This window comes from Enterobacter sp. ZOR0014 (assembly GCF_000798855.1).
In the GTDB taxonomy this organism is placed as follows: Bacteria; Pseudomonadota; Gammaproteobacteria; order Enterobacterales; family Enterobacteriaceae; genus Enterobacter; species Enterobacter kobei.
Window position 1 is genome coordinate 1 of sequence record NZ_JTLF01000252.1, and the last position, 22,195, is coordinate 22,195.

Here is a 22,195-nt window from a genome sequence, read left to right on the forward strand (position 1 = left end):
CCACGCACCGGATTGACAGGAAAGTACGCCGCCATTGGCATCACGGCTTATAAGGCCGTTAGGGTAACAGGCCATGCCTGCAACGTTGACCTGACCCAGCTGCAAAACACCGCCAGCCGAAAGGTTGCCTGACGCTTTGACTGTGGCACCAGATACCTCGTTTGTTGCCGTAATATTTCGTCCGGCGCTGATGTCGCTTTCGGCACGTACCGTAGCTCCTTTTACTTGTGCTCCCGCTGTAATATTTTGGGTGAAATTACCATTCGCTCCGCTGACGTTACTGGTGAATATTCCGTTTGAACCACTTACGTTTCCACTAAATGCTCCTGTCTGACCATTAACGGTGCCAACGCTGTTCAGGTTATTTCCACCCATATCGATGGCTGTGTGCATCTTATTCAGGTCGGGGCGGCCATTAACCTGAAAACGGTACAACCTGTCGTTATCCTCCTGTGCACCAGATAACTCATCTGTTGAGAGAAGCACGACGATATGCCCGTTTCCGGAAGTAGCTCCGTAGCTACTCAGCGGGATTTTCCACGTCCGCAAGGCACCAGTGGCAGTTTTGCCGTCATCGATGTATCCTCCGAATCCGGTTTTGATATCCCGCGATATCAGCCTCAATGCTTTGGCCGGATATACACTTCCACCGCTTGATACCACCATTCCCTGCAACAATTCCGTGTTTTGCCCGTTTCTGACCAGGTACGTGTTCATACGCTGACCCTGGCTGTTTGTTTCGGTAAAACCGGACGGCAGAAAACCGGTATTTTTAAGCATGGCTGTGGTGATCACTGTCGGAGCAGTAGTGCTGGTTGCACTTAACAGTGTGGCATAGTTTCGCCCGACGTAGCCACGCGCAGCTGCTGCGTAGGTACTGATATGGGCTGCTTCAACCTGCCAGTTTTTCTCCTGTTGCCAGTCCTTGTATTTAGTGAGTCCAAAGACGGCCATTGCCATCACAACCAGGAGCGACAGAGCGACATCAAGATTTGCCCAGCCACGATCATGCTTTTTCATAGAATCGATATCCATACAGGTTGATACAGAAGAGTGAGCTGGAAAATACTCCCGCTAAGACAAAGCCAGGGTCCCAGCGGTCCCTCTTTTTTCCCCGATACATGCCAGGTTAGCAGCCAGAGAACAAAGGCTGCTGCTCCAAACAGAGTGACCAGTGCAGCATCTTTCCCCCCCATCCAGGCAGTCAGGCCAGTTATCAGCCATAAATCCCCCTGACCCAGACGCTGAGTGCCCCGGTTTACCAGGACACTCAGTAGCGCCATCAGACTGACTGTTGCTGCCATCTCCGCCAGTTGTGTAGATATACCTTCAACTGAAATGTCTGATGCTGCTCCCCAGAGCAATCCCCCAAGTAAAAGCCGTACTGTGAAGGTTCGTGGCAGATATCCACTGACTGCGTCTGTGCTCCCGGCCTGAAGAAGGAAGGCCATCATCACTATGGCAGCTGCCCGATCAGCAACAGGAACCGGTGCAAGGGCGGCGATCATACTGAAAGTAGCGAAGAGCCAAATCCCTGCCGTCAAGGTTGTTTTCTGTTCCTTAACGTTTATCGGGTGCTCCTCCAGAAATTCGAGCACGCGGCACATCAGGCCTCTGCCAATGAGTGCGAACCCCAGTAGTAACGGCAGACTCCATGCTGTCGTCAGACTCGTAACTATGATGGTTCGCATATTCGCTTTCCTTTCACCTGTCGACAGACTCGAAGACCTTTCAGCTCCAGATAGAACCCCCAGATACGGTTGGCATATTGCTCACGAGTTTCGTGCCGATCCTTACGGAATCCAGCGTTGTAAGACCCGAGGCAATTCCAGGTCACACCACATACCTGAAAGTGGCTGGCCAGGATCCACGCCCCTATCTGAATGTTCAGACAGGGGCGCTTCAGCAGGTCTTCTGCCCCCTGGATGACACCCATCCGGACGAGCTTCGGCACATGGGTTGAGTTAATCTGCATCAACCCATAGTCCGTGCTGACCGGATTACCCTTTTTATCCCGGTTGGTGTTTGTGACCCATGGACGGAACGAGGACTCCCCTTTGGCCACAGCCTTAAGCAGCAGTGGCTCGATCTGGTATCGGGCACCGGCATTGTTAAAGCAGGCATCAAAAGTCGCAGGCGGGGAGTTCGTGCTGGCCATCAATGGGCCGGAGGAAAAGGACAGAATGAGCAGCGTCATTACCAGGTGGCAGGAGAGAATGCGTTCTCTCCGCATGTTGTCTCCTTAGCTGTTCATCAGCTGTTCATCGTGAAGATCAGCTTGTTGGTACCCGTGCTGCCATTGTCAGCTGTGCATTGCGCGCTGGCTTCTTCAGTTGTCACGACCCCATCACTGTGCGCCGTGGAGTTGACGGTGATCGCATCAGCAATTTTGGCGCGACTGAGTTGTGTGACTAGCGAGACGCAGGCACCCTGAGGAACCATTTCGTAGGTCAAAGAGAACCCATTTGAGAACCCGGAGACTGTGACAGGTGACAGTGTCACGGCTCCACCCCATCCATTATAAAGCGTGGCAGTCCCGGAAGAGGGGGTACCACGTACAGTCATACTTTTAGGCTGAAGTTTCATCTGGATAAGCGAGCCCATCATTTTGGCACCGGAAGTGAATGTGTATCCATCTCCTCCTTTCATCATGTTTTGGGTGCTTGTGATGAGCGACTGAATGTTCGACGACTCCTTACCTACGTTGACGTTATTTTTGAGGGCGAAGTATCCCGCCAGGACGATCCCGATGACGACCAGTACGATTAGCGCGATGCTGCCCTGCTCCAGGAAGCCCCAGCCGCGGTGTTGCGAAAGCGCCTTAGTTGGTTTGTATGGCTGAGAAGTTGGTTCAGAATTAAATTGCATGATGTTTCCTCATTTAAAAAGAGCCCGACGAGCTGTTAAGGGCATTAATATCCATAACGACAAGGACCAGAAGCAGAAGCATCAGGATCATTGCCAGGAACATGAGTCCGCGGATTACAACAGCGCGCTTTGCTACGCGCTCCAGGGTTTGTTCAAGCCAGCGCTGTCCGTAGTTAATGATGATTTCATCGTCTCCATCCCCCTGCAAAAGGGAGAGGAAGTTGGCCGCTTCCTGCGACGGAAAATCGTAACCGCAGTCCTTCAGGGCCAGTCCGAAATGTTTACCTTCACGTACGTGTTCGGTAATTGCGTCGATTCGGACTGCAAGCCAGGGGGATGCAGTTTCCTGCAGGATCTCCAGCGCGTCTTTGGTTCTTACGCCGGACTGTAGTAGTGCACCGATGTTCAACAGGAAGGTCGCGCCCTGAATATCCTTATAAACCGACCATGGCATCAGCCCGTCGAATATACGACGAAGCCTGTCAGGGCGATGCCAGCGCGGTAGTGACCAGACCGTCCAGATAATTAAAGCGGTGGCGGCGATGCCGGTTATCACTCCATACTCACTGAAATACACTGAGATCCCGTAAAGAAACCCTAGCGCCCCGGTCCAGTTCTCTGGCGGGCTGATTTCTGTCAGCGTGGGAAGTAGCTCGGCATTCAGTACATAGATGGAACTGGACAACATGATGGCAAAACCAATCGGATAGATGGCCATCTGCCATACAGCTGCGCGAATACGCTTACCCGCGTGGGTCAGGGCACAGGCGTATCTGAGTGAGCGTGGAAGTGACTCACTGCGTATGCCGGCGCTTATTACGGATGCTTCTGCGGCAGGTAGCCACCGGGTGAGTGTACGCTCCAGCGTTTTTTCGCCGCTGTTTTCCCTTAACGCATCAATACAGTCGTCCGTCAGCTCAACGTAGGGATGCCAGTTCTGGCCGAAGTTAGTCCATGCATTGCGCATTTTCTCCAGTGAAGGCTTTAGTTTCTGTCGGTTTTCAATCAGAAACCGCAGCGCATCATAGAACTGAACACGATACTGACCGCTGAACGTCTTACGAACCAGGTTATATCGGAGTCGTTTCAGGAAGTGCATTTCACGCATCATCCACCTCCAGACGTTCATCTTCATCGAGTGGAATGATCCGGTTGGCCATCAGCGGGTCGACCAGTCCCTCGTTGATTTTATGCAGAACGTGCCGGACACGGCTGATCCCCTGCATGTTGTTTATCCAGAACTGCCGAGCCGCGACCTTGCCGTCAGTTTTCAGCAATTTAAAAAGACGGTTATTGGTCTCGATAACCTCGGCAATGACGGTACGTCCCCTGATACCCTGACCGACTTTTCCACGCACCTGTCCGTTGATCTCCACCACCTGTGTGCATGCTTCACACCCGGCCGGGTTATGGAAATAGAGCCTGTCGGTCGAGCAGACGCCTTCAATATTGCAGTATTTCTCCAGCCAATCCTTTTCCTCGTCACTTAAGGTGTTGACCTTATCCTGCCAGGATATACGGCATTCCGGACATAGTGTGGGTACCAGACGCTGACTGATTAGTCCGATTAAAAGTTGGGCATCACACAACAGATTTTCGTTAACACCGAGCGTAACCATACGCTCCGGGATGCCGAGTGCTGAGTTTGTGTGCAGGGTTGTCATCACCAGGTGTCCGGTCTGGGCGGCATAAATGGTGGCCAGCATCGAGACAAGGTCACGCATTTCACCCTCCATAATGGCGTCCGGATCCAGTCGCAGCGCTGACGAGATAGCTTTTCCCCAGGCGATACGTACTGCTTCCTCATCTGATTTGTCGCAGATGATTGGCGTCTGAACAGCTCCCACGACCTGGCCCTCAAGTGGGTCTTCGATGGTCAGAAGGTGTTGCCCGGGGTTGGTATCCAGATATTCACGGCAGGCGGTACGGAGCGTGGTGGATTTACCGGAACCAGTTGGACCCGAGAGGATGATCTTACCTTCAGGTCGGTCAATCATGCGTTTAAGCAGCTTGATTTGTTCGGGTAGATAACCCAGTTGCAGGAAGTCAGGTACGTTGTTACCGTCATCCGGAATAAGTCGCATAACCGCAATCAGCCCATCGCCAGTTGGGCGGTGACTGTAGCGGGCACCAAACAGACCTATTTTCCGCATCATGGCCGGGGAGAGTCTTGCATCCTGTTCCCGGTGTGGGTAGAAGCTGGTTTCTGACACATCCGACATCGAGAGAATACAGGTGGCACAGAGGGATATACCTTCCTCCCGCCGACGTTCATCCACCACATGCAAATAGCCGTGGACGCGCATTTTGACCTGGAAGAGTGAATCTGAAATCAGAAAGTGAATATCTGAGGAACCGAGCTTTTTGGCCACTGAAAAATAGTTCAGGATCCGTTGCTCACTTTGGCTGCTGTCTCCATCCAGGTCTGCCAGAGTTAATCCTGTCTTATCGCTGGCCTGAGGTTGAGCTTCCTGCTTTTTCCGCGCCTCTCGTAAGTCTGAGAGAGTGACAAAGCGATGTTTGATCCCCGGATGTTTGTTCATTAAGTCCATCAGCGCGGCCTGTACACTTGGGTCGACTCGCTGGTTGGTATCAATGAGGATTTCTTTCCTGTCACCGTCATCAAACAGCAGAAGAGATTCTGCAGTAATAGCGCTCATGGTTAGTCCCCAAAGGCAAGCAGTGTGCCATCGCTGAGTGTGACGCCGGCTAGCGTAATGCTCTTGACTGTGCTCTCCATCCCTGGAATACGGCTTCCCGGCGATACAACCAATGACTGTCCTGATTGGAGTTGCAGTGTGGCGCGGAGGTTTTTATCGCGGCCGTTAATCTCAAGAACGACAGGGCGATTATTCATGGTAACCGGGCGTGCAGGCTGACCGGGCAGTGAAGTATCGCCGAAGGAGGCACCGGGAAGAGCGGTGGCAGGAGTGCCGGCGCTGGATTGATTTTCCTCAAGCTGGCGCTGCAGTTGCGCCCCCTGAACTTCTGCCTGAAGAATAACGTTTCGTATATGCAGCTGTTCAAGCTGCCCTTTTGTCACACCGGGTGTCAGATTCCCTGCTGGCTGTGATACCTGTTGGTTCGTGGACTGAGAGGCCTGAACGGATAAAGGCCCGAATATTGGCAGCAGGAGCCAGAGTGTCGCCTGCCGAAGAAATTTACTTTGCTGACGCATAAATTTTACCTTCAGTGGTATAGCTGAACGCACTTCCGTTCAGCTCGAATGTTAAACGGGTAAGCCGGATACCAGTTTCATCCAGACCGTCGAATAAGATGATGGCGGGGAGGGGCGCGGAAAAACTAAACGCGTATTCCTGCCAGTCCTGCACAGGAGGCGGTTCTCCGTTCGACCCCGGCAGGACTGGAGGCATGGCTACATCAGTGATGTTGAGTGTGATTTGCTGACGCTGGAACCAGGAGAGGATGCGGATGAGCTGCAATGAACTGTCAGGCACTGCTTCATCTCTGAGTGGTCTGTCCGGGGGTGGTAATGAAATTCGGGCTTCCCGCCCCCCCTCCTTAAGATTGAATACTGGCGTGACACCGAAGACTTCCTGACTGCGAGCGAGAAACCCCTCGACTGTGCCACCGGGCATAATCTGGTACAAAAGGGTTATCCCGTCAGGAGAGCAGGTCCCGGATGCCAGTTTCCAGCTCCCCAGAACATGTAGCGCCGGATCGGTCTTTCTCTGACAATCATCAATCAGAGCCTGGGCTGTTACCTCGCGTGCCCATGGATGAGGCAAAACCTTAGGTTTTGCCTGACTGGCGAACATTTCGCGCGCCCTGGCCTGTATTTCTTCAGCGGTGAGTACCGGTTCCTCCGGTGGTGTGGCCGTCTGCCACCAGGCAATGGTGCCTGTGCTGAGCAGCAGTATCGCGCAAGCCAGTAACCAGCGCTGCCTCCGGAGTCCATCTACATGCACACGGCATTGCTGTCGCCTGCGTGCAGATAGTCCGGCAAAGAGGCTGTTAGCATCAAGGGGGGTTTCCACTGATGCCAGACAGACCCAGCCTTCTGGGGGCGGTTCGTTCATGCTCAGGAACAGTGTCAGCAGCCCCTGCATTTTGTCCGCACTCCCTGTTTTATCGGCAGTGACGGCAGGCACACCATTAATACTGGCCAGAAACACGAAGTCGGTACTACTCAACCGATAAATGCCGTATCCATTCCGTGTGCTGGCACAGAACGCGAGTGCCAGCGAAAAGAGCTGGTGACGGCGATGACGGACGGGCAATCTGCCACTCCCTGCGACTGATTGCCCTGTGTCCCGTTTATTGAACTGTCCTGTTGAGGTGTGGACGCCGATGCCGTCTGTTCTTCCGGAACGTGATTTTATTAGTTGAAATGGCGGCAGCCGAAATTTCTGTCTTTCCGTTGGCGCCCAGTCCATCCCCGCCAGCCAGTAACGGCTGCGGGATTTTCCATCCCGGATTGTAAACAGGTAATCCTCATCCTTCATTTCAGCCTCCGGAACTTTGCGGGAATGTCGGTGTGATCACGATGACCAGGGTGGTCCGTTCGTTTTTACCTGACTGACTTCCGCCCAGGAGCGGGTTCCCTGGCGTGAAGGTGCCGGATTTATTGACGGAGGTATTGTTCTGATCAAAACCAGTGAGGATCAGCGATTGCCCGGCCCGGAGATTTGCCTTCTGGCTCAGAGAGCGCAGTTTGGTATATGGCATCTCGATGTAAGAGTTCCCGTCTTTTGACGTGAAGTTACGGATGGTCGGTGGATCTGACAGGTTGAAGTTTACCTGTAGCTGAACGTTACCTGTTTCCTGAATCAACGGTAACAGGGTCATGTTGAAACCGGTGGTGATCATCCCAGGCGTCAGCGTTGTGGTGGCGCCGACATCGGTGGTTGTCGTTGTAGCCGACTGCGCTACATAGACCGTCTGATCTGCCATCTGAATAGGCACGGGTGTCAGGTTAGTCACGGTACTGGACTGAGAAGTGACGACGCTGACATCGCCCTGTTCTGACAATGCTTTCAGCAGAAGGCTGGAGCCAGCAAACTTCGCGGCATTACCAGTAGCGGTATCAAGAATGGACGCGCCGGCAGAAATACCACCAGTGAGATCCCCTGTCGCGTTGTTAAGCGTGGCGCCAGCAGAATGCAGTGACTTGTACACCAGGTTCCAGTCAATCCGGAAATCTTCGTTTCGTGAGTTACCGACGCTCAGGACTTCAACATTCAGGGCTACCTGCCTGTTCATGATGAGATTTTGCTCGTTCACATAACGGGCCACAGCGGCCTGTACTGACGGCGTGTCTGTCACAATCAGTGATGAGCTGGAGGAGGACAGCCAGTAGCGACCTTTGTTCGGGGTCAGCATCGACTCCACAGCTTTTCGCAGATCAGCATACAAATCGTATTCCTGCCCCGTGGTTGTGCTCTGGGAGGTTGTGGATTCGCCGGAGGCGGAGTTATCTGTACCACTGGTGGCTCCCATACTGCTGGTCGTCCCTGAGCTGACGCTCGACGTGCTGGACGTTTTAGTGTTCAGCATGGCCAGCGAATAGGTCCGGGTTTCCATCAGATAGAACACGATAGTTCCATTATCCATTCGCCAGTAGAGACCGCTACGGCTGGCCATCAGATCCAGAAGTCCGCCCAGGTCTCCCTGCCACATCAGTCCGGTAAGGTTCAGGGGCTGGCTGGTTCCTCCAGTCGGCAAAGAATTTACGCCCCCCAGACTGGCCAGTGGCGTCCGACCGCTGTCATCAGGTGGTGGTAGTGTGCCACTCATCTGGCGTGTGACGCCGGTACTGACGCTGCTCTGGCTGATATCAAGGGCGTCAGGAGTAAAAATAACGGGGGTTCCACACAGCGCGGTGATGCGTTGTGCCAGTTCCTGTAGCGTAATTGTATTTTTTGCCTGGGTGATATTGCATGACGGAGCCTGGCGGTTCCGTTCACGAACGGCGACCGGGATAGGACTCGGATTAATCCACTGACGCTCCGTCCAGGTCAGTGGTTGTTGATGTTGTGTTCGCGGGAGCTGTGCCTGTGCGCGGGCTACCGTGGCGTCAGATTGTGCCTTAGTCTGCATTTTGTTGATTTCAGAGAAGGTACAACCTGCGAGCATGGCAAAGCAGGACGCCATCAGCAGGCGCCGCAAAAGGGTTTTCTTCATGGGGGAAATCCGGATTAGTTGAGGTAAACCACAGCGCCTTCAGGAACGCCCTGTGGAGCCGTGAGCCCGGTGGCCAGACCGGAAAGCCAGATTAACTGGCCGCTTCTCATGGTGCCGATGAGTGCCGAACCGCGACTCTGTGCCCGTAAGGCATCAACGAGTCCAGCTTGTTCCGGCATCCAGACCCACAATCTACTCTGAAGTAACCGGTACTGGATCCGGGCGTCGGGAGTAAAGGGAAGACCCAGCTGGTCAACTGGAACTGTTCCATTCGTTTGGCCAGTTTTGTAACGCCAGTCGTTAACGCGGTTGGCGATAGTCAGGATCTGGGAGGCATAAAGCTGGCCGCTCTGCGTCTGTATTGCAGTCCGGCTGGTCTGATTTTGTTGCGAATCTATATCACCGACAATCAGGAAAAATATCATGCTGATTGCCAGTATGACCCAGCCCATCACCGACCTGCCGGAGTGTCTGTGACAGATACCACGCACTGCATGCGGGAAGCTTCAGCATAAAGCGGTTTCTGTGCTGAACGGTAAAGGTCGAACATCTGACCGAGCATGGTTTCAAAAGAGCCGCGGAAGGTCAGTGGTGCGTCAAGCCGATAATCCGTCACGGATACTGGCCAGATAACCGTCCAGTGCGATGATGCGCCTGATTCACAGCGGGTATCCTGCGCCCATTTCATCAACATTTCCCGAAGAGTCGTTCCCGATGGCGCCAGCCAGGTTTTGCCCTGAACCACAGGAGCGACTGGTTCCCCGGTGGCTGGTTGTGCTTTAACTACCGCTGTTGGTGCCTTCACCGGTTTTGTTGTTACAGAGGATGTGCTGGTTTTAACCGCTGCCGGCGGTATGGGTTGGGTCACCTCCGGTCCGCTGAACGGATTTCTCGGCGCGCCAGACACCTGTGGCGGAGCAGGGAGGTTTCCAGTGGACAGTGCAGGGACGGTCATCTGAGCGGTTTGCCCCTTTCGCTGCAATGTGACGGCATGACGATCCCAGTCCAGCTGACCCTGGATGGATTGCTCTGTCAGCAGACGGTTGAGCACCCTGGTCCACTGGTCATTGGTGTCGACCGAGACGATACGGGTATTCAGTACAGGTCTCAGGGCATTCTCATAGTTCAGCGTCCAGCCAGTCGGAATGATGCGCCTGACCCACTGTTCGAAAGTGAGGTTACGCACCGGTGATAATGACAGAACGGCAATGGGACCTAGTGTGCCTGTAAACGTGAGTGCTGGCAGCGCCGGATTCATGATGGGCCTCACGGAGCTGGCTTGTTTTGCGGAGGAGGCCATCATTGCTGGTTGCGGCAGCGGGGCGGTCTGCGATGTTACCGCTACGGGTGTCGGCTGGCGTACGGGAACGGGAGTGGCCGCCGGAGGCGCAATTCGCCGCTGTGTCTGTGTAATGATATCGGCACTATCGCTGATCTGGCCATCGACAAACACGAGTGCAGGGGTGTCAGGAGCAATGTTACGGTTATTAAATCCCGCGCAACTGCTTAACAGCGACGGTATTAACAGGGGCAGGGCAATTTTTTTCATGATGATCCCCGGGTGTTATTCGGTGGGGTGAACGGTAATACGTGGAAAAGCACAGTTCGCGTCAAAACCGGAACCGCTGATCAGAACATCGTCTCCGCGCGCTATCAGAATTTTTTGCTGCTGAGTTATGTAATTTTGCGAGGGCAGGTCTATCCCTTCCTCGGCTGAGCCAGCAGGGAGTTTTGTTAATTCGGGATGGCAGGCGTGTCGTACCGCCAGTGAAACGAGTTGTTTGTCATCCCCTGCATCGCTGACGACAGCCCTGACCGTGGTCCCATAAAAGAGAGTGCGGTATTCCTTACTTACGATTTTCCCATCTTCAGTAGTGACCGAATTTACATAGCGGACACTGTCTGAGTTGTCGAAAGTAACAGGTTGGCTGAGCGGCGCATCCATCCTGAGAGAAACCACTTTTTGTACAGAGGCTGATTTGCCGTGAGTAATGTCAATACGCTGATCGGGCTGTGAGGACGAGCAGGCGCTCAGAATAAGCGGCAATACGGCAAGGGTAATACGTTTCATGTTTTTACTCCGGAGTTAGTTGTTAGTGAAATACAGATATGAAAGAGAGCTGGATGTGACGAGTCGGGACGGTTATGTTTTTTGAGTGATGATAATGAGGCGGTTCGTTTCATCATTGAGGGGAAGAGCAACACTGAGCTTCTGTCCCCCCTTTAACCTGAGAAGTTGTCGGAAGTTGATAGTGTAACGGGAGTGTTCATTTTTTGAGCTGCCAGTGATCCGGGAAAGCTCTACGGTCGTCTGCATTAGTGCAGAGTCTGCGGAAAGAGCCGGCGTGATTACTAATGAGATATCATCCACGACATTTTCTTTCTTCTTCACCCCTGTCGTTGCGTGTTGTTGAGCGGAGTAATTTGAAACAGAGAACAGTAATGCCTTGTTGTTGGTTGTGACTCCGGACATATCGTAGAGCAGTCTGACGTCCCCTTTAGCGACCAGCTCCGTGAGCTCGTCTTCCAGTGAAGCGCTGACCGGTCTTAAAGATATTTTTGCACCTGGCTGTTCCAGCAATTCTTTTAGTTCAGGCGTTACGGGAGTGGAAAGCTCGTAAATACTGGCTCTGACAGGAATGTATGCAGTTCCGTTTTTCTGATACTGCCCGATTTCATTACGGTGAGGAGCCTGGTTTGAAGTAGTAACTCCGTTGCAGCCATATAACGCCAGCAGTGAACATAGCACGCCCAATATATGCGTTTTCATGATTAAGCCTCGGCAAAAAGATTAATGAAGGTCAGGGCGCCATATATCCCCGTAGCGGACACCTTCACGGGCACCCCATGCTGACTCCGGCAGTGTGTGATGTCCGATATAGAGTGTGCGAAGAGTGGCTTTGGGTAGTGAGATATCGCGGCCACGCACAACAGAGAAACGATCGAGATAGAAAGACTTTTCTACCTCATCATCTTCATTTTTTTTAAGGAGGAGTTGAAGCGTGACGGGGGAAGTCATTGAGCCTGTCGCGGTAAATGCTTCTTCCATACGGGTGAACTGTAGGATGTGGTTCTTACGATTTCGCTGGCGTTCCATGATTTCAGTTACAACCTGCTCAGGCCAGGGGCAAAGGCAGTGCTTCCAGCCAAGGCCGAGAAGTGAATTAAGGACTGCCCGAAAACGAAACAGATCACAGTTCCCGGTTGAAACAGCGTTGGTCCAGAGCGCAGTCAGGACGTCATCAATGGGACGATTTCGTTCGGTTTCGAGCAACTGCCGGATAGTCATAAACTCGCTACCCATCCCTTTGAATGTTGGTATTCTTCGTGCTCCGCTTAGCCATTCTGTGATGAATCTACGTTTGCCACGCTCTGAGGTTATGTGATGGTTTTCGACTGCCGTACGTAAGGCTACGAGAATGCACCACAAGAGATGGCTGACCTGTTCCTGGGTGGATTGCATGGTTTGTCTCTCTCTGGTTCCGGTTTCTGGCAATGACGTCTGTACCTTCATTCCGCCAGAATGAAAGAAGCCTGAAAGCAGGCTGGCTACAGGAACAGAGGGTGTTCATTGGGCAGGGCCAGCCCAGACGTCATTGCCGGAAAACGGTGAAAAAAAGCCCCCGTGAACGGGGGAAACTAAAGGGATGGTGTAAAACTGGTTTGGACCAGTTTAAGAGGCTCAGTTAAGTACATTTTAAAATCCCCACGCATCAGCATGGGTGATCATATCGAACAGCATTGCAGTCCGGGATATGGGATGATCCGTTTTCTCTAACTGCGTAAGGCGTTTGTATTGGCTTTTTGTCAGCCAGATATCTGATGCCGCTTCGAGTTCAGCTCTTGCAGCAGGGTGATGAGTCGGGTCGGGGTATTTCTTCATTAACGCTTCGACTACCCTTGTATTCACAGGGGCAATTTTACTGCCGAATTTCACAAAGTCGCAGAATGCAGAGTGTGCCCGAATCATATCTATTTTCTGTGATTCGAAATCTGCCTTAAGGAAGAAATATCCTGGGAAAACGGCCGAGATCCTTTTTCTGAAAACATGCGGGGCATCCGCACGGCGTATTTGCGTTAAGGATAAAGGTGTCCAGGGAGTTATTCTCCTGTCGTGTAGCCAGTCGAATAAGTTCTCGCGGTTTTTGCCCCCGGTAATATAGAGAGCAAGATACCATTGTTGGTTACATACAGTCTCAATATTCATTTTTGAACGCTTCGCGCAGAATTGATCCATGAAAGGATAATTCAAGTTCAATGGGGTCGAACATACTCAACCATGAAGGCGAAACAGTCTTACTAACAAACACTTAAGTTTGCATGCTGTAGTTCGAGCGCCTTCATGGCTCAAAATGCTCTTGTAGGTTAGTCCCTTAAGTAAAATTGGCGGCAATACTTAAGGAACTGTGCGTATTTTTGTTTCTCTGTATAATGAAGTAAAGTGTAAATAGGCTGAATCCTAAAAATGCACCCTCAAGGGTGCATTTTTTGATTAATTTGTGATCATCAATGAAATCATGAAAAAGTATGAGCGTGACAATATAACTGCACGCATTGCATCGTTACTTTTTAAGTTCAGAGCTTTAGTACTTCGCTTCAGATGCGAGCGGACTGTCTCAACAGAAATATTGCAAATGTCAGCGATTGTTTCATATGCATTACCGTGAGCATACAGAGTAACGATTTCTAACTGTTTTCTGGAAAGCTCAGGAAATACGCTATGCAGGGCGTTAATAGTGTTCTCATTAATCATCGTTAAGTCCCCTAGCAAATCTATACGTAGTAAATTTACGCGTAATATGCATCCCCTTTAATGGGGAGAAACCCCATGGACCTTGTCGCGACATGTGGTATGGGCGAAGGATTTCTGATGAGGGTGAGCTTTAGCAGCTAGGCCTATAAAGGCATGTTCATTTGCTAAGGGGGATATAGAAGTTTTTGATAGGTTCTTGCACATCATAGATGAAGCTCCCGTGTAGATACTATGTCGGCTACCAAGGAGTTCTCACGCTCTGGTGGCAGCCCAGGCAGGGGTGAGAAACCGGCCTACACGGTACCGGCCAACCTTACGGTTGCCCCACCTGAACCGCCATTACGAAGATGTGCTGGTTCAGTACACAAAAAAACACGCTTGTGCGTGTCTATGTGCACGTGTAGATACGGGTTCTCACGCCCGATCACAGGATTTACTGTGACCTTTGAAGACTACTGTCTGCTTAGTGATGAGTCAACTAGATACGCATCAGGAGCAGCTCTGAATAGTCGAAACCGAGGCTTTAAAAAACGAGGGGGAACATATGCATCCCAGTTATTCTTTTTGCAAAAGTCTAATAGTTCGGCTCCAGACGAGGTCCCGGTTTTCTGCAGGCATCGGCTGATTCTGTGTTCTACCGCTTTAAGAGAGGTTCCTAATATCCGAGACATCATTTTCCTGCTGTATTTTAGAGAGATTAAGAAGATGGCCTCCCATTCAGCATTAGTGAATATCTCGGACGGTACCCTGTATACCAACGATTTGGGAACGTCTCCCGATAGCAAGCTGTCTGGCCCAAAAATATCAACAGGCCTAACTTGAAGCATCGTTCCTGAGCAGATCCCGTCATCGTCGTAATAGGGTCTAGATTCGAAACACAGGGCATGTATAGAGTTGCTCTCACCAATTGGATGCGTAACGATTGAAGTAAACTTATCTTCATGTTCCATAACGAGTTCCTCCTGCTTATGTATTCGTTGTGAGAGGTAAGCTAAGGAGGTAGGGAGCTGGTCCAACGTTTTTCCTACAATCGGATAATCGTTGGGGAGTTTTAATAATCTAAGAAAAGCTTGGTTTACCGCTACATACTGCAGATTGCCGTTCTTGATTGTCATCGGTTCTCTGCTGTTGGATATCAGGTTTAAAACCTGGGGAGCGAGTTTGAATTTTTTTTTGAAGAAACGAGTTTAGACATCATCCACTAATAGCCGTATGTGTTTGAAATTTATAGGTATATTCTGTGTGTTGATGTACTATATCATGTGAGGCGACACTTAACTGGATTTGATCTGCGATCATAATATTAGTTAATGATGCTTTTAAGTGTCTGATTGTATGCTACGATACAAGAATTCGTAGGTGCTATCTGTAAATCAGGAGGAGTTATGGCACATCCGATACATTGCACGAAAGTCGCTGGTATCACGGAGTTCAAAAGGGATCCGTTAGGGACTGTCGAGTCAGCAGAGGGTGATGCTATTGCTATTCTGAACCGTAGCGCGCCGGCATTTTATCTTGTACCACTTGAGCTGTTCGAAAGCTTAAAACGAGACGCAGAAGCGCATCGCTCCAGAGGTGATGTTTGATCCTGCTGCCGGATAGATCCTAAAAATTGATCCTGCATTGTTGTGGTGATAAAGTCGGAGAACTTATTGTTCTAAATGAATTTATTAGGTTGTCACGCCGAAGAAGGTGGCAGGTTCTGGGTGGTTAGTTAGCAAAGCCCAGAAAAGCAAAAACCCCGATAATCTTAGATACTTGGCGGCATCGCGAGATTAACGGGGTCCTTAACAAATCATGCAGAAGTTGTTGCTTCTGTATGGGAGTATAACCCGTGCGCGAAAAAAGACAAGAGATTCCGTACTTACTCCTTCTGTGCAACATAAGCGCAGGAAGTGGTGAGTAAGCAGAATTCCGAAACCACTACACTTTACCGTCAGGTCAAAAACCCGAATCCGGTATTCACGCCGCGCGAGGGGAAAAAGACACTGCCGTTCTGTCGTAAGCTGATGGCGAAAGCCGAAGGCTTCACGTCCCGTTTTGACTTTGCTGTCCATGTGGCGCGTATGCGTTCAGAAGGCAAACGCAAACGTATGCCACCGTTGTTGCGTCGTCGGTCTATTGATGCCCTGCTCCAGGGGATGTGTTTCCATCATGACCCGCTGGCCAATCGTGTCCAGCGTTCAATAACCAACCTGGCGATTGAATGCGGGTTGGCCACAGAGTCGAAAAACGGCAATCTGTCAATCACCCGCGCCACACGGGCGCTGAAATTTATGGCGGAGCTGGGGCTGATTACCTACCAGACCGAATATGACCCTCAGATTGGCTGCAATATCCCGACCGATATTACCTTCACGCCGGCACTGTTCTCGGTGCTCGATATCTCTGACGTGGCTGTTATGGCTGCCCGCCGCAGCCGCGTTGAATGGGAAAATCAGCAGCGTAAGAAGCAGAACCTGAAGCCACTGGAAATGGACGAGCTGATAGCGAAGGCCTGGCGTTTTGTGCGCGAACGGTTCCGCAGCTACCAGTCCGAGCGTAAGTTACATGGCCTGAAACGCGCCCGTGCGCGACGTGACGCGGACAGAACCCGTAAGGACATTGTGACCCTGGTGAAGCAACAGCTGACGCGGGAATACGCCAGCGGGCGATTCACCGGCGGTCTTGATGCCATGAAGCGGGAGCTGGAGCGCCGCGTGAAAGAGCGCATGCTGATGTCGCGTGGCAACAACTACACGCGGCTGGCCACCGTCCCCATATAACCCTTCCAGTGTGAAAAATCCGGTTGGTGCCGGAGGGTTTCGCACGTCTGCAGCTCCCGGCTGACGGTTTTCTGCACGAAATGACGGCCGTCCTTCCTGACATTCACCCCATCTCGCCATCAGAATGGCCAGAAATTGCATCAGAGAGCCCACATCTGGTCGCCAGATTCAGTTACCCACAAATAACTGCAAGGGACCTTTCCATAAGGTTACAACCGTTATACTTACAGAGCGCCAGCCGACCTGATTTCAAAGTGCGTGGTTTCCTTTAAAAACCTGCTCTGTACTTCTTTTAAATATCTTTTATTTCATTCATATAAATATATAACCTGTTCGTCGCCTGACCTGTGGACAGGCTCCTGAAAATGCCCGCCCTTGCAGCGGACGTTGTCCGCGCCGGTTCGGTTCAGGCGCTCTGCACCTGGAGGTAGCACCCGCCAAAAATGGCGGGCAGGGTGCAGGACGTTACAAAGTGCCAATGACCGACCATCGATCTCCTGTATCCTCAGCTCCACACATAAACCCACCACTGAAAAGCGCAGCCACCCGGCCCAAAGGGCCGGAAGACATCGCTTTTAATGATGGATGTTGTAACTAGGATCTAAGTCGCTTAAATGCATTCTGTTGCCAAGTTCTGTGTAACACGCCCGTAAGCGGTCCTTACGGCCCGCTAACGCGGAGATACGCCCCGACTGCGGCTACGCCTTGTCGTGACCACTCCGACGGCGCACATCAAATTCTGTGAACGCTGAAAGCGGGTTATGGCTTAGCAGGGGGAAGTGATGGATTGGTGGGACCTATCAGAACTGATACCGGCTGCGCCGGGCTACGGCGCCATTTACGCAGAAGCAATATTCAGCGACAGAAGGCGCCTTCATGCGCCTTCGGCGCATTTATTGAATGCCTGCGCGCTGCTCGGCATTCTCACACCAGAATCTGGTAGCTGCGTTACCGGCTTTGCCGGGCGTCGGCGCCACTGGCCTTCATTTTCATGGTTAACATTCGCTGGCGCCTCCATGTAGCCAGGCGGCATACTGCTCCTACATTTAGGATCACGTAGATCCTCCGACTCAATAAGGTCTGACTGAAGGTGCCTGTAATGCAGCTTTTTCACGGAACCAGACAGCGTTTTGATAAGTTTGATGTGGCCTACAAGGGAACAGGTGAGTCCGGAAACATCGATGCCTGCTGGTTCACGGATAATTTTAAAGGAGCCAGCAATCATGCGTTATTCAAAAACAGAAATCCCGGACAGCCACTGGTTTGCCGGTGTGAACTGAACTCCGGGGCGATTATCGCTAATCACCGGCTGCCGCTCGCAGAGCAGCCCGATATCGCGGCACGTCTGAGAGATGGACTTCCTGTCAGCATCAGTAGCCAACTCAGTAAAGGCCGGGACTGGCATGCCCTGCGCGAGCCTCATTACAGCACTTACAAAGGGCATATGTTTTATGTGGGTAACAGGCATGTGGATTCAGATGAAATGATCCGCTTGTACCTGAAATGTGGTATCCAGGGCGTTTATGACTGGGAAGGTATATTTACGGACAGCTATCTTCACGGTACAACTACCGTGATATTTGATACCAGTGCAGTGGCTATTATTGACAAAATCGAATACGGATCTGACGACTGGCATAGCTGGCTGAGTGAATACCGGGAGAAGAATTGTGTTCTGGAAAGGGAACAGGAAGTACAGCAGGCTCACCACGGCTAAGAATAACTTTGAACATCTGCTGTCTGTTGCGTCTTCGCTTCCGGTCCAGGCTTTGCCGGATTTGATTCGCGCTATGGTCCGCCCTTTGCAGAGTGATTTCCTGCTCGCGGTGGCAGAAGAAGGAACCGATGCTCGTCCGGATTTGACACCCGGGGCATTTTTCTTTAATGCCATCACAGAGGTTCAGGACTATAGCCGTATGAAGGCGGGAGAAGTTAATCCAGAAGATTACCCGCTTTCTCTGGCCAGTGATATGGTTCTTCCCTGGCCGTGGAGTCTTTCCCGTTATATCGATAATGTGTCCCGGATAGGTACGGCAAAAGGAAGAGTATGGCAGCAGGATCGTACTAATCATTATGTTGAACTCTGGCTGCCCTGGCGCATTGGTTTTGTTCGGGGAGGTAATCACTCCATCGCGGCCGGTATTCTGGCGGGGGAAGGAACGTTAATCCCTGAACACGTATGGGATATGTCTTTTCTTTTTGAGCGAATAAATACCGACGGGCTCCACTGGTATGTTGACGGTAAGAAAACTGAATACGTGAAGTCCTGGCGCGCAGCTGCAATATTTGAGACAGGCAGGCTAATGGCTTCTTGTCCTGACGACAGATAAGGAATATGTAATGGATATCGCGCTTTTTCCCGGGCAGAGCCGGCGTCAGTGGGCTGATACAATGATCAATCTGGAAGCCCGTAAGCTTGTGAATACCGCAAATACCGTCGCGGCCATGCACCTCAGTGATTCACTGACCCGTCTGAAATTCGTGGATGAAATAAGACAGGTTGTCATGCAACAGTTTGACGCGGCGAGGAGAGCAAAGAGCGATGAAGAATGCATTGCCTGCCTGAAGAACCTCAGGGCTGAGAATGAGTTCCTGCTTGAACAGTCGCGCATGCTGAAAACCGGTTATGCCCGGATCTACGCTGAAATTCAGTATGTAACAGAGCAGAATAAAATTATCGGATACTTCATATCCGGGATTAAGGTCGTTCTCGCCGGCGTTCAGGCTGTGTTTGGCGGTGTGATGATCGCAACGATGACGCCTGCTGGTATGCTTGCCGGTGCCGTTCTGGTCGGTGATGCCCTTAATACGGTATCACGGGAGGCTGCCCGTCAGTTCCTGAATGAACCTGCTTCAGAGGGGATCCTTGCGGACGGTGCCATGTCCGTAGCGGAGTTTATGGGCTTCAGCCGCGATGTCGGCCTGGGGATCTTTAATGCAACCACGCTTGCAGCCAACGTTTATGGTGTATTTGGTCTGACCGGGAAAGCTGAGGCCTGGCGTCTTTTCCGTTATCTTCCCGGAGACTATTACCGCAAGGTGGAAACCATGTCTCCGGGCAAACTGACGATGAAGGTTCTGGGATGGGGGGTCAGTGCAAAGGTGGTACTGGAACTCCTTACCCGTGATGACCGGAATCGCTGATATGTGATCTCATCAGCTTCCATGATTTATAGCCAAGTCTGACCGGCATCACCAGAAGCAGCACAATCAGCAGAAAGACGACGGCAACCACGCAGGAGATAAGATGGCTGGCGCTGCCAAAGAACGCGGTGAGCAGGGTGATGATGGCCATCCCGGCGGTGATCCAGGCTACCGACAGGAAATAGCCGGCCAGATCCTTCAGAACCTTTTCCTGCGAGTCCCCCGTCGCCTGGTGACGTTTGATTCGCTCGATATCCTTACTGGTGAATCCTGCCGCGATAAGTTCCTGGTTTTTCACTGTCATTCACGTCTCCTTTAACCTGATAAAAAGAATACACTATTTAGACGTCCCGTACCTTCCTGCTTTTGCCCCCCTGTCCGGATCGTTGTGCCGTTGCCGTTAAACAATCCATGCATCCCATTTTTCCTATACTTACCTTTTAAGGGGTCGTTTGCGGGAGAGGGCGAAATCCTACGCTAAGGCTTTGGCCAACGATATTCTCCGGTAAGATTGATGTGTTCCCAGGGGATAGGAGAAGTCGCTTGATATCTAGTATGACGTCTGTCGCACCTGCTTGATCGCGGCCGCGATAGCTAGATCGCGTTGCTCCTCTTCTCCATCCGCGTTCCAAGCTGCGGAAAGGCACCCATAAGCGTACGCCTGGTCGAGCAGGCGACGCGGATCGACGTCCAGCGCACGAGAGAATGCGTCCGCCATCTGTGCAATGCGTCTAGGATCGAGACAAAGGTCGTCTCTGTCAGCCGGATCGTAGAACATATTGGCGGCGCCAAAGCCCACTTCACCGACCAGACCGACGGGATCTATCACCAGCCAGCCGCGACTGGAGAACATGATGTTTTCATGATGCAGATCGCCATGTAGCCCACGCAGTTCCGAGGCATTGCTCATCATTTGATCGGCTATAATCGCCGCGTGGACGTAGTCAGTTTGACAACCTGCGTTTTGATCATCGCGCGCCCGCTGAAACAAAGCTGCAAAGCGATCCCGGATCGGGAGAAGGGCAGAAGGCAGGGGTTCCTCAGATGCGGCATACAGCTTCGCCATTAGTTCCGCTGCAATTTCGGTCGCCTGGTAGTCGCCGTGCTCGGCAACGATGTGAGAGAGCATTCGCTCCCCGGCATATTCGAGCAACATCAGATTGTTCTCACGACCGAGCAACCGGACTGCTCCCCTCCCATTGCGCCATACCAGATAGTCGGCCCCGCGCAGTTCATCAGCAATGTCTTCTATAGGTTTCAATCCCTTGACGATTGCAGGAGTCCCGTCTGGCAATGAAACTTTCCAAACGAGGCTGGAAAAGGTGTCCGCAATGAGAACAGGTTGCGAAACGTGCCAATGAGCAGGAAAAACAGGCGGCATGAACATCAACCCCAAGTCAGAGGGTCCAATCGCAGATAGAAGGCAAGGCGTTCGCGGTCGGGGGCTTCGATCCCCAATACATTGAATAGGACAGCGAAGGCGCGCTCTGCTTCATCTGGCGCTGCCCAGTTCTCTTCGGCGTTAGCAATCATGAGTGCCAAATCGGCATAGCGATCTGCTGTTCCGAGCCGCCCAAGGTCGATCAGACCCGTGCATTGAAGAGTTTTAGGGTCCACCATGAAGTTCGGCATGCAGGGATCACCATGGCAAACAACCATATCGGTGCGCTCTTGGTCGAGCCGCACCGGTAGCTCTCGTTCGACACGAGCCAAAAGATCGAGCTGCGGCGTACTCTTGTCCTCGTCCGGTAAGAAGTCGGGATTGACGGCATTGCGGGACACCACATCAACGGCGCGTCCGAACATTCGCGACAGCCTGCGCTCAAACGGACATTGATCAACCGATAGGCTGTGAACAGCGCCAAGTTGCTGCCCCATTGACGGCCACGCTTTGAGCAAATCCGCTCCAGACAGATCAGCCGCCGGTACTCCCGGAATTGCCGTTATCACCAAGCATGCACCCTCCTGTTCCTCCTGCCAGTTGATCACCTCGGGGCAAGCCACACCTCGACCTTTGAGCCAAATGAGGCGGTCACGCTCTCCAGCGAGCTCACCGCGGCGGGAAGCAGGTGCGATTTTCGCGAAGGCATGCCCGTCACCACGTCGAAAAACAAAATCACCAGATTCTCCGCCTCTGACAGGCAACCAGTCAGAATGCGATTCACCAAAAAAAATATTAGTTCGATTCAATGGAGGTTCCTTCAGTTTTCTGATGAAGCGCGGAGGTGGCTCAACCTGCGAAAAGAAACGAGTTGCTACGTAAGTCCGAGAACATGCTTTCCATGGTCTTGCACCGGTTGTGTTCCGGTCTATCTCTCATTTTAAGCGGCTTTTTTCTCAAATGCCACCGGCGATTTCCAGCCGAGTGCTGATGAATCCCCTAATGATTTTTATCAAAATCATTAAGTTAAGGTAGATACACATCTTGTCATATGATCAAATGGTTTCGCCAAAAATCAATAATCAGACAACAAAATGTGCGAACTCGATATTTTACACGACTCTCTTTACCAATTCTGCC

General features: G+C 51.8%; 24 protein-coding genes. 4 read left to right on the forward strand and 20 right to left on the reverse strand.

Features of this window, described 5'->3' with window-relative positions; all coding sequences use genetic code 11:
- The 17 genes from pilV to L977_RS25265 all read right to left on the reverse strand — a co-directional run.
- The coding region (pilV, locus tag L977_RS13145; protein ID WP_047625927.1) for a shufflon system plasmid conjugative transfer pilus tip adhesin PilV at positions 1–1,020 on the reverse strand (1,020 nt) is incomplete at its 3' end.
- Complete coding sequence (locus L977_RS13150; protein WP_047625928.1) at positions 1,017–1,691, reverse strand: prepilin peptidase; 675 nt, start codon at positions 1,689–1,691, stop codon at positions 1,017–1,019. The genes pilV and L977_RS13150, both read right to left, overlap by 4 nt.
- Positions 1,676–2,233 (reverse strand): lytic transglycosylase domain-containing protein, encoded by a 558-nt coding sequence (locus L977_RS13155; RefSeq protein ID WP_047625929.1) that lies wholly within the window; start codon positions 2,231–2,233, stop codon positions 1,676–1,678. Before L977_RS13155 ends, L977_RS13150 begins: the two co-directional genes overlap by 16 nt.
- A 20-nt stretch (positions 2,234–2,253) precedes the next feature.
- Complete coding sequence (locus tag L977_RS13160; RefSeq protein ID WP_032650407.1) at positions 2,254–2,868, reverse strand: type 4 pilus major pilin; 615 nt, start codon at positions 2,866–2,868, stop codon at positions 2,254–2,256.
- 13 nt (positions 2,869–2,881) lie between these two features.
- A complete protein-coding gene (locus L977_RS13165) occupies positions 2,882–3,976 on the reverse strand; it encodes a type II secretion system F family protein (RefSeq protein WP_047625930.1) in 1,095 nt (364 codons plus the stop codon).
- Entirely contained in the window at positions 3,969–5,528 is a 1,560-nt protein-coding gene (locus tag L977_RS13170) for a GspE/PulE family protein (RefSeq protein ID WP_047625931.1), read from the reverse strand. Before L977_RS13170 ends, L977_RS13165 begins: the two co-directional genes overlap by 8 nt.
- A 2-nt stretch (positions 5,529–5,530) precedes the next feature.
- The gene (gene pilP, locus L977_RS13175) at positions 5,531–6,046 is read right to left on the reverse strand and encodes a type IV pilus biogenesis protein PilP (protein WP_080345948.1); all 516 of its coding nucleotides are present in this window, start codon (positions 6,044–6,046) and stop codon (positions 5,531–5,533) included.
- Entirely contained in the window at positions 6,030–7,334 is a 1,305-nt protein-coding gene (gene pilO2 / locus L977_RS13180; RefSeq protein WP_047625932.1) for a type 4b pilus protein PilO2, read from the reverse strand. Before pilO2 ends, pilP begins: the two co-directional genes overlap by 17 nt.
- Before the next feature lies 1 nt (position 7,335).
- Positions 7,336–9,012 carry a PilN family type IVB pilus formation outer membrane protein gene (gene pilN, locus L977_RS13185; RefSeq protein ID WP_047625933.1) on the reverse strand — a complete coding sequence of 559 codons (1,677 nt, stop codon included), beginning with the start codon at positions 9,010–9,012 and terminating at the stop codon, positions 7,336–7,338.
- 14 nt (positions 9,013–9,026) lie between these two features.
- A complete protein-coding gene (gene pilM, locus L977_RS13190; protein ID WP_022649971.1) occupies positions 9,027–9,464 on the reverse strand; it encodes a type IV pilus biogenesis protein PilM in 438 nt (145 codons plus the stop codon).
- A complete protein-coding gene (locus tag L977_RS13195) occupies positions 9,464–10,561 on the reverse strand; it encodes a toxin co-regulated pilus biosynthesis Q family protein (protein WP_047625934.1) in 1,098 nt (365 codons plus the stop codon). Before L977_RS13195 ends, pilM begins: the two co-directional genes overlap by 1 nt.
- A gap of 15 nt (positions 10,562–10,576) precedes the next feature.
- On the reverse strand, positions 10,577–11,083 hold the full coding sequence (locus L977_RS13200; RefSeq protein ID WP_047625935.1) for a hypothetical protein: 507 nt from the start codon (positions 11,081–11,083) through the stop codon (positions 10,577–10,579).
- 72 nt (positions 11,084–11,155) lie between these two features.
- The gene (locus L977_RS13205; protein WP_047625936.1) at positions 11,156–11,782 is read right to left on the reverse strand and encodes a hypothetical protein; all 627 of its coding nucleotides are present in this window, start codon (positions 11,780–11,782) and stop codon (positions 11,156–11,158) included.
- 21 nt (positions 11,783–11,803) lie between these two features.
- On the reverse strand, positions 11,804–12,475 hold the full coding sequence (locus tag L977_RS13210) for a hypothetical protein (protein ID WP_047728764.1): 672 nt from the start codon (positions 12,473–12,475) through the stop codon (positions 11,804–11,806).
- Positions 12,476–12,709: 234 nt separating this feature from the next.
- Entirely contained in the window at positions 12,710–13,219 is a 510-nt protein-coding gene (locus L977_RS13215) for a transcription termination/antitermination NusG family protein (protein ID WP_047625942.1), read from the reverse strand.
- 285 nt (positions 13,220–13,504) lie between these two features.
- Entirely contained in the window at positions 13,505–13,765 is a 261-nt protein-coding gene (locus L977_RS23855; protein WP_022650064.1) for a helix-turn-helix transcriptional regulator, read from the reverse strand.
- A 452-nt stretch (positions 13,766–14,217) separates the two neighbouring features.
- Positions 14,218–14,904, reverse strand: coding sequence for a helix-turn-helix transcriptional regulator (locus L977_RS25265; protein WP_391527310.1), 687 nt, complete (start codon positions 14,902–14,904; stop codon positions 14,218–14,220).
- 759 nt (positions 14,905–15,663) lie between these two features.
- Here L977_RS25265 and repA point away from each other — a divergent pair.
- The 4 genes from repA to L977_RS13245 all read left to right on the forward strand — a co-directional run bounded on the left by repA (position 15,664) and on the right by L977_RS13245 (position 19,674).
- Positions 15,664–16,530, forward strand: coding sequence for an incFII family plasmid replication initiator RepA (gene repA / locus L977_RS13230; RefSeq protein ID WP_047625937.1), 867 nt, complete (start codon positions 15,664–15,666; stop codon positions 16,528–16,530).
- A gap of 1,099 nt (positions 16,531–17,629) precedes the next feature.
- A complete protein-coding gene (locus L977_RS13235; RefSeq protein WP_047625938.1) occupies positions 17,630–18,247 on the forward strand; it encodes a hypothetical protein in 618 nt (205 codons plus the stop codon).
- The gene (locus L977_RS13240) at positions 18,201–18,860 is read left to right on the forward strand and encodes a DUF6710 family protein (protein ID WP_231563578.1); all 660 of its coding nucleotides are present in this window, start codon (positions 18,201–18,203) and stop codon (positions 18,858–18,860) included. The genes L977_RS13235 and L977_RS13240 overlap by 47 nt, the downstream gene beginning before the upstream one ends.
- Before the next feature lie 10 nt (positions 18,861–18,870).
- On the forward strand, positions 18,871–19,674 hold the full coding sequence (locus L977_RS13245) for a DUF4225 domain-containing protein (RefSeq protein WP_047625939.1): 804 nt from the start codon (positions 18,871–18,873) through the stop codon (positions 19,672–19,674).
- On the opposite strand, the gene L977_RS13250 is transcribed toward L977_RS13245, so the two are convergent.
- The 3 genes from L977_RS13250 to aph(3'')-Ib all read right to left on the reverse strand — a co-directional run bounded on the left by L977_RS13250 (position 19,649) and on the right by aph(3'')-Ib (position 21,864).
- Positions 19,649–19,978, reverse strand: coding sequence for a hypothetical protein (locus tag L977_RS13250; RefSeq protein WP_047625940.1), 330 nt, complete (start codon positions 19,976–19,978; stop codon positions 19,649–19,651). The genes L977_RS13245 and L977_RS13250 overlap by 26 nt on opposite strands.
- 246 nt (positions 19,979–20,224) lie before the next feature.
- Positions 20,225–21,061: an aminoglycoside O-phosphotransferase APH(6)-Id gene (locus tag L977_RS13255; protein ID WP_000480968.1), complete on the reverse strand. Its 837-nt coding sequence runs from the start codon at positions 21,059–21,061 to the stop codon at positions 20,225–20,227.
- Positions 21,061–21,864, reverse strand: coding sequence for an aminoglycoside O-phosphotransferase APH(3'')-Ib (gene aph(3'')-Ib, locus L977_RS13260; protein WP_001082319.1), 804 nt, complete (start codon positions 21,862–21,864; stop codon positions 21,061–21,063). Before aph(3'')-Ib ends, L977_RS13255 begins: the two co-directional genes overlap by 1 nt.
- Positions 21,865–22,195: the final 331 nt, after the last annotated feature.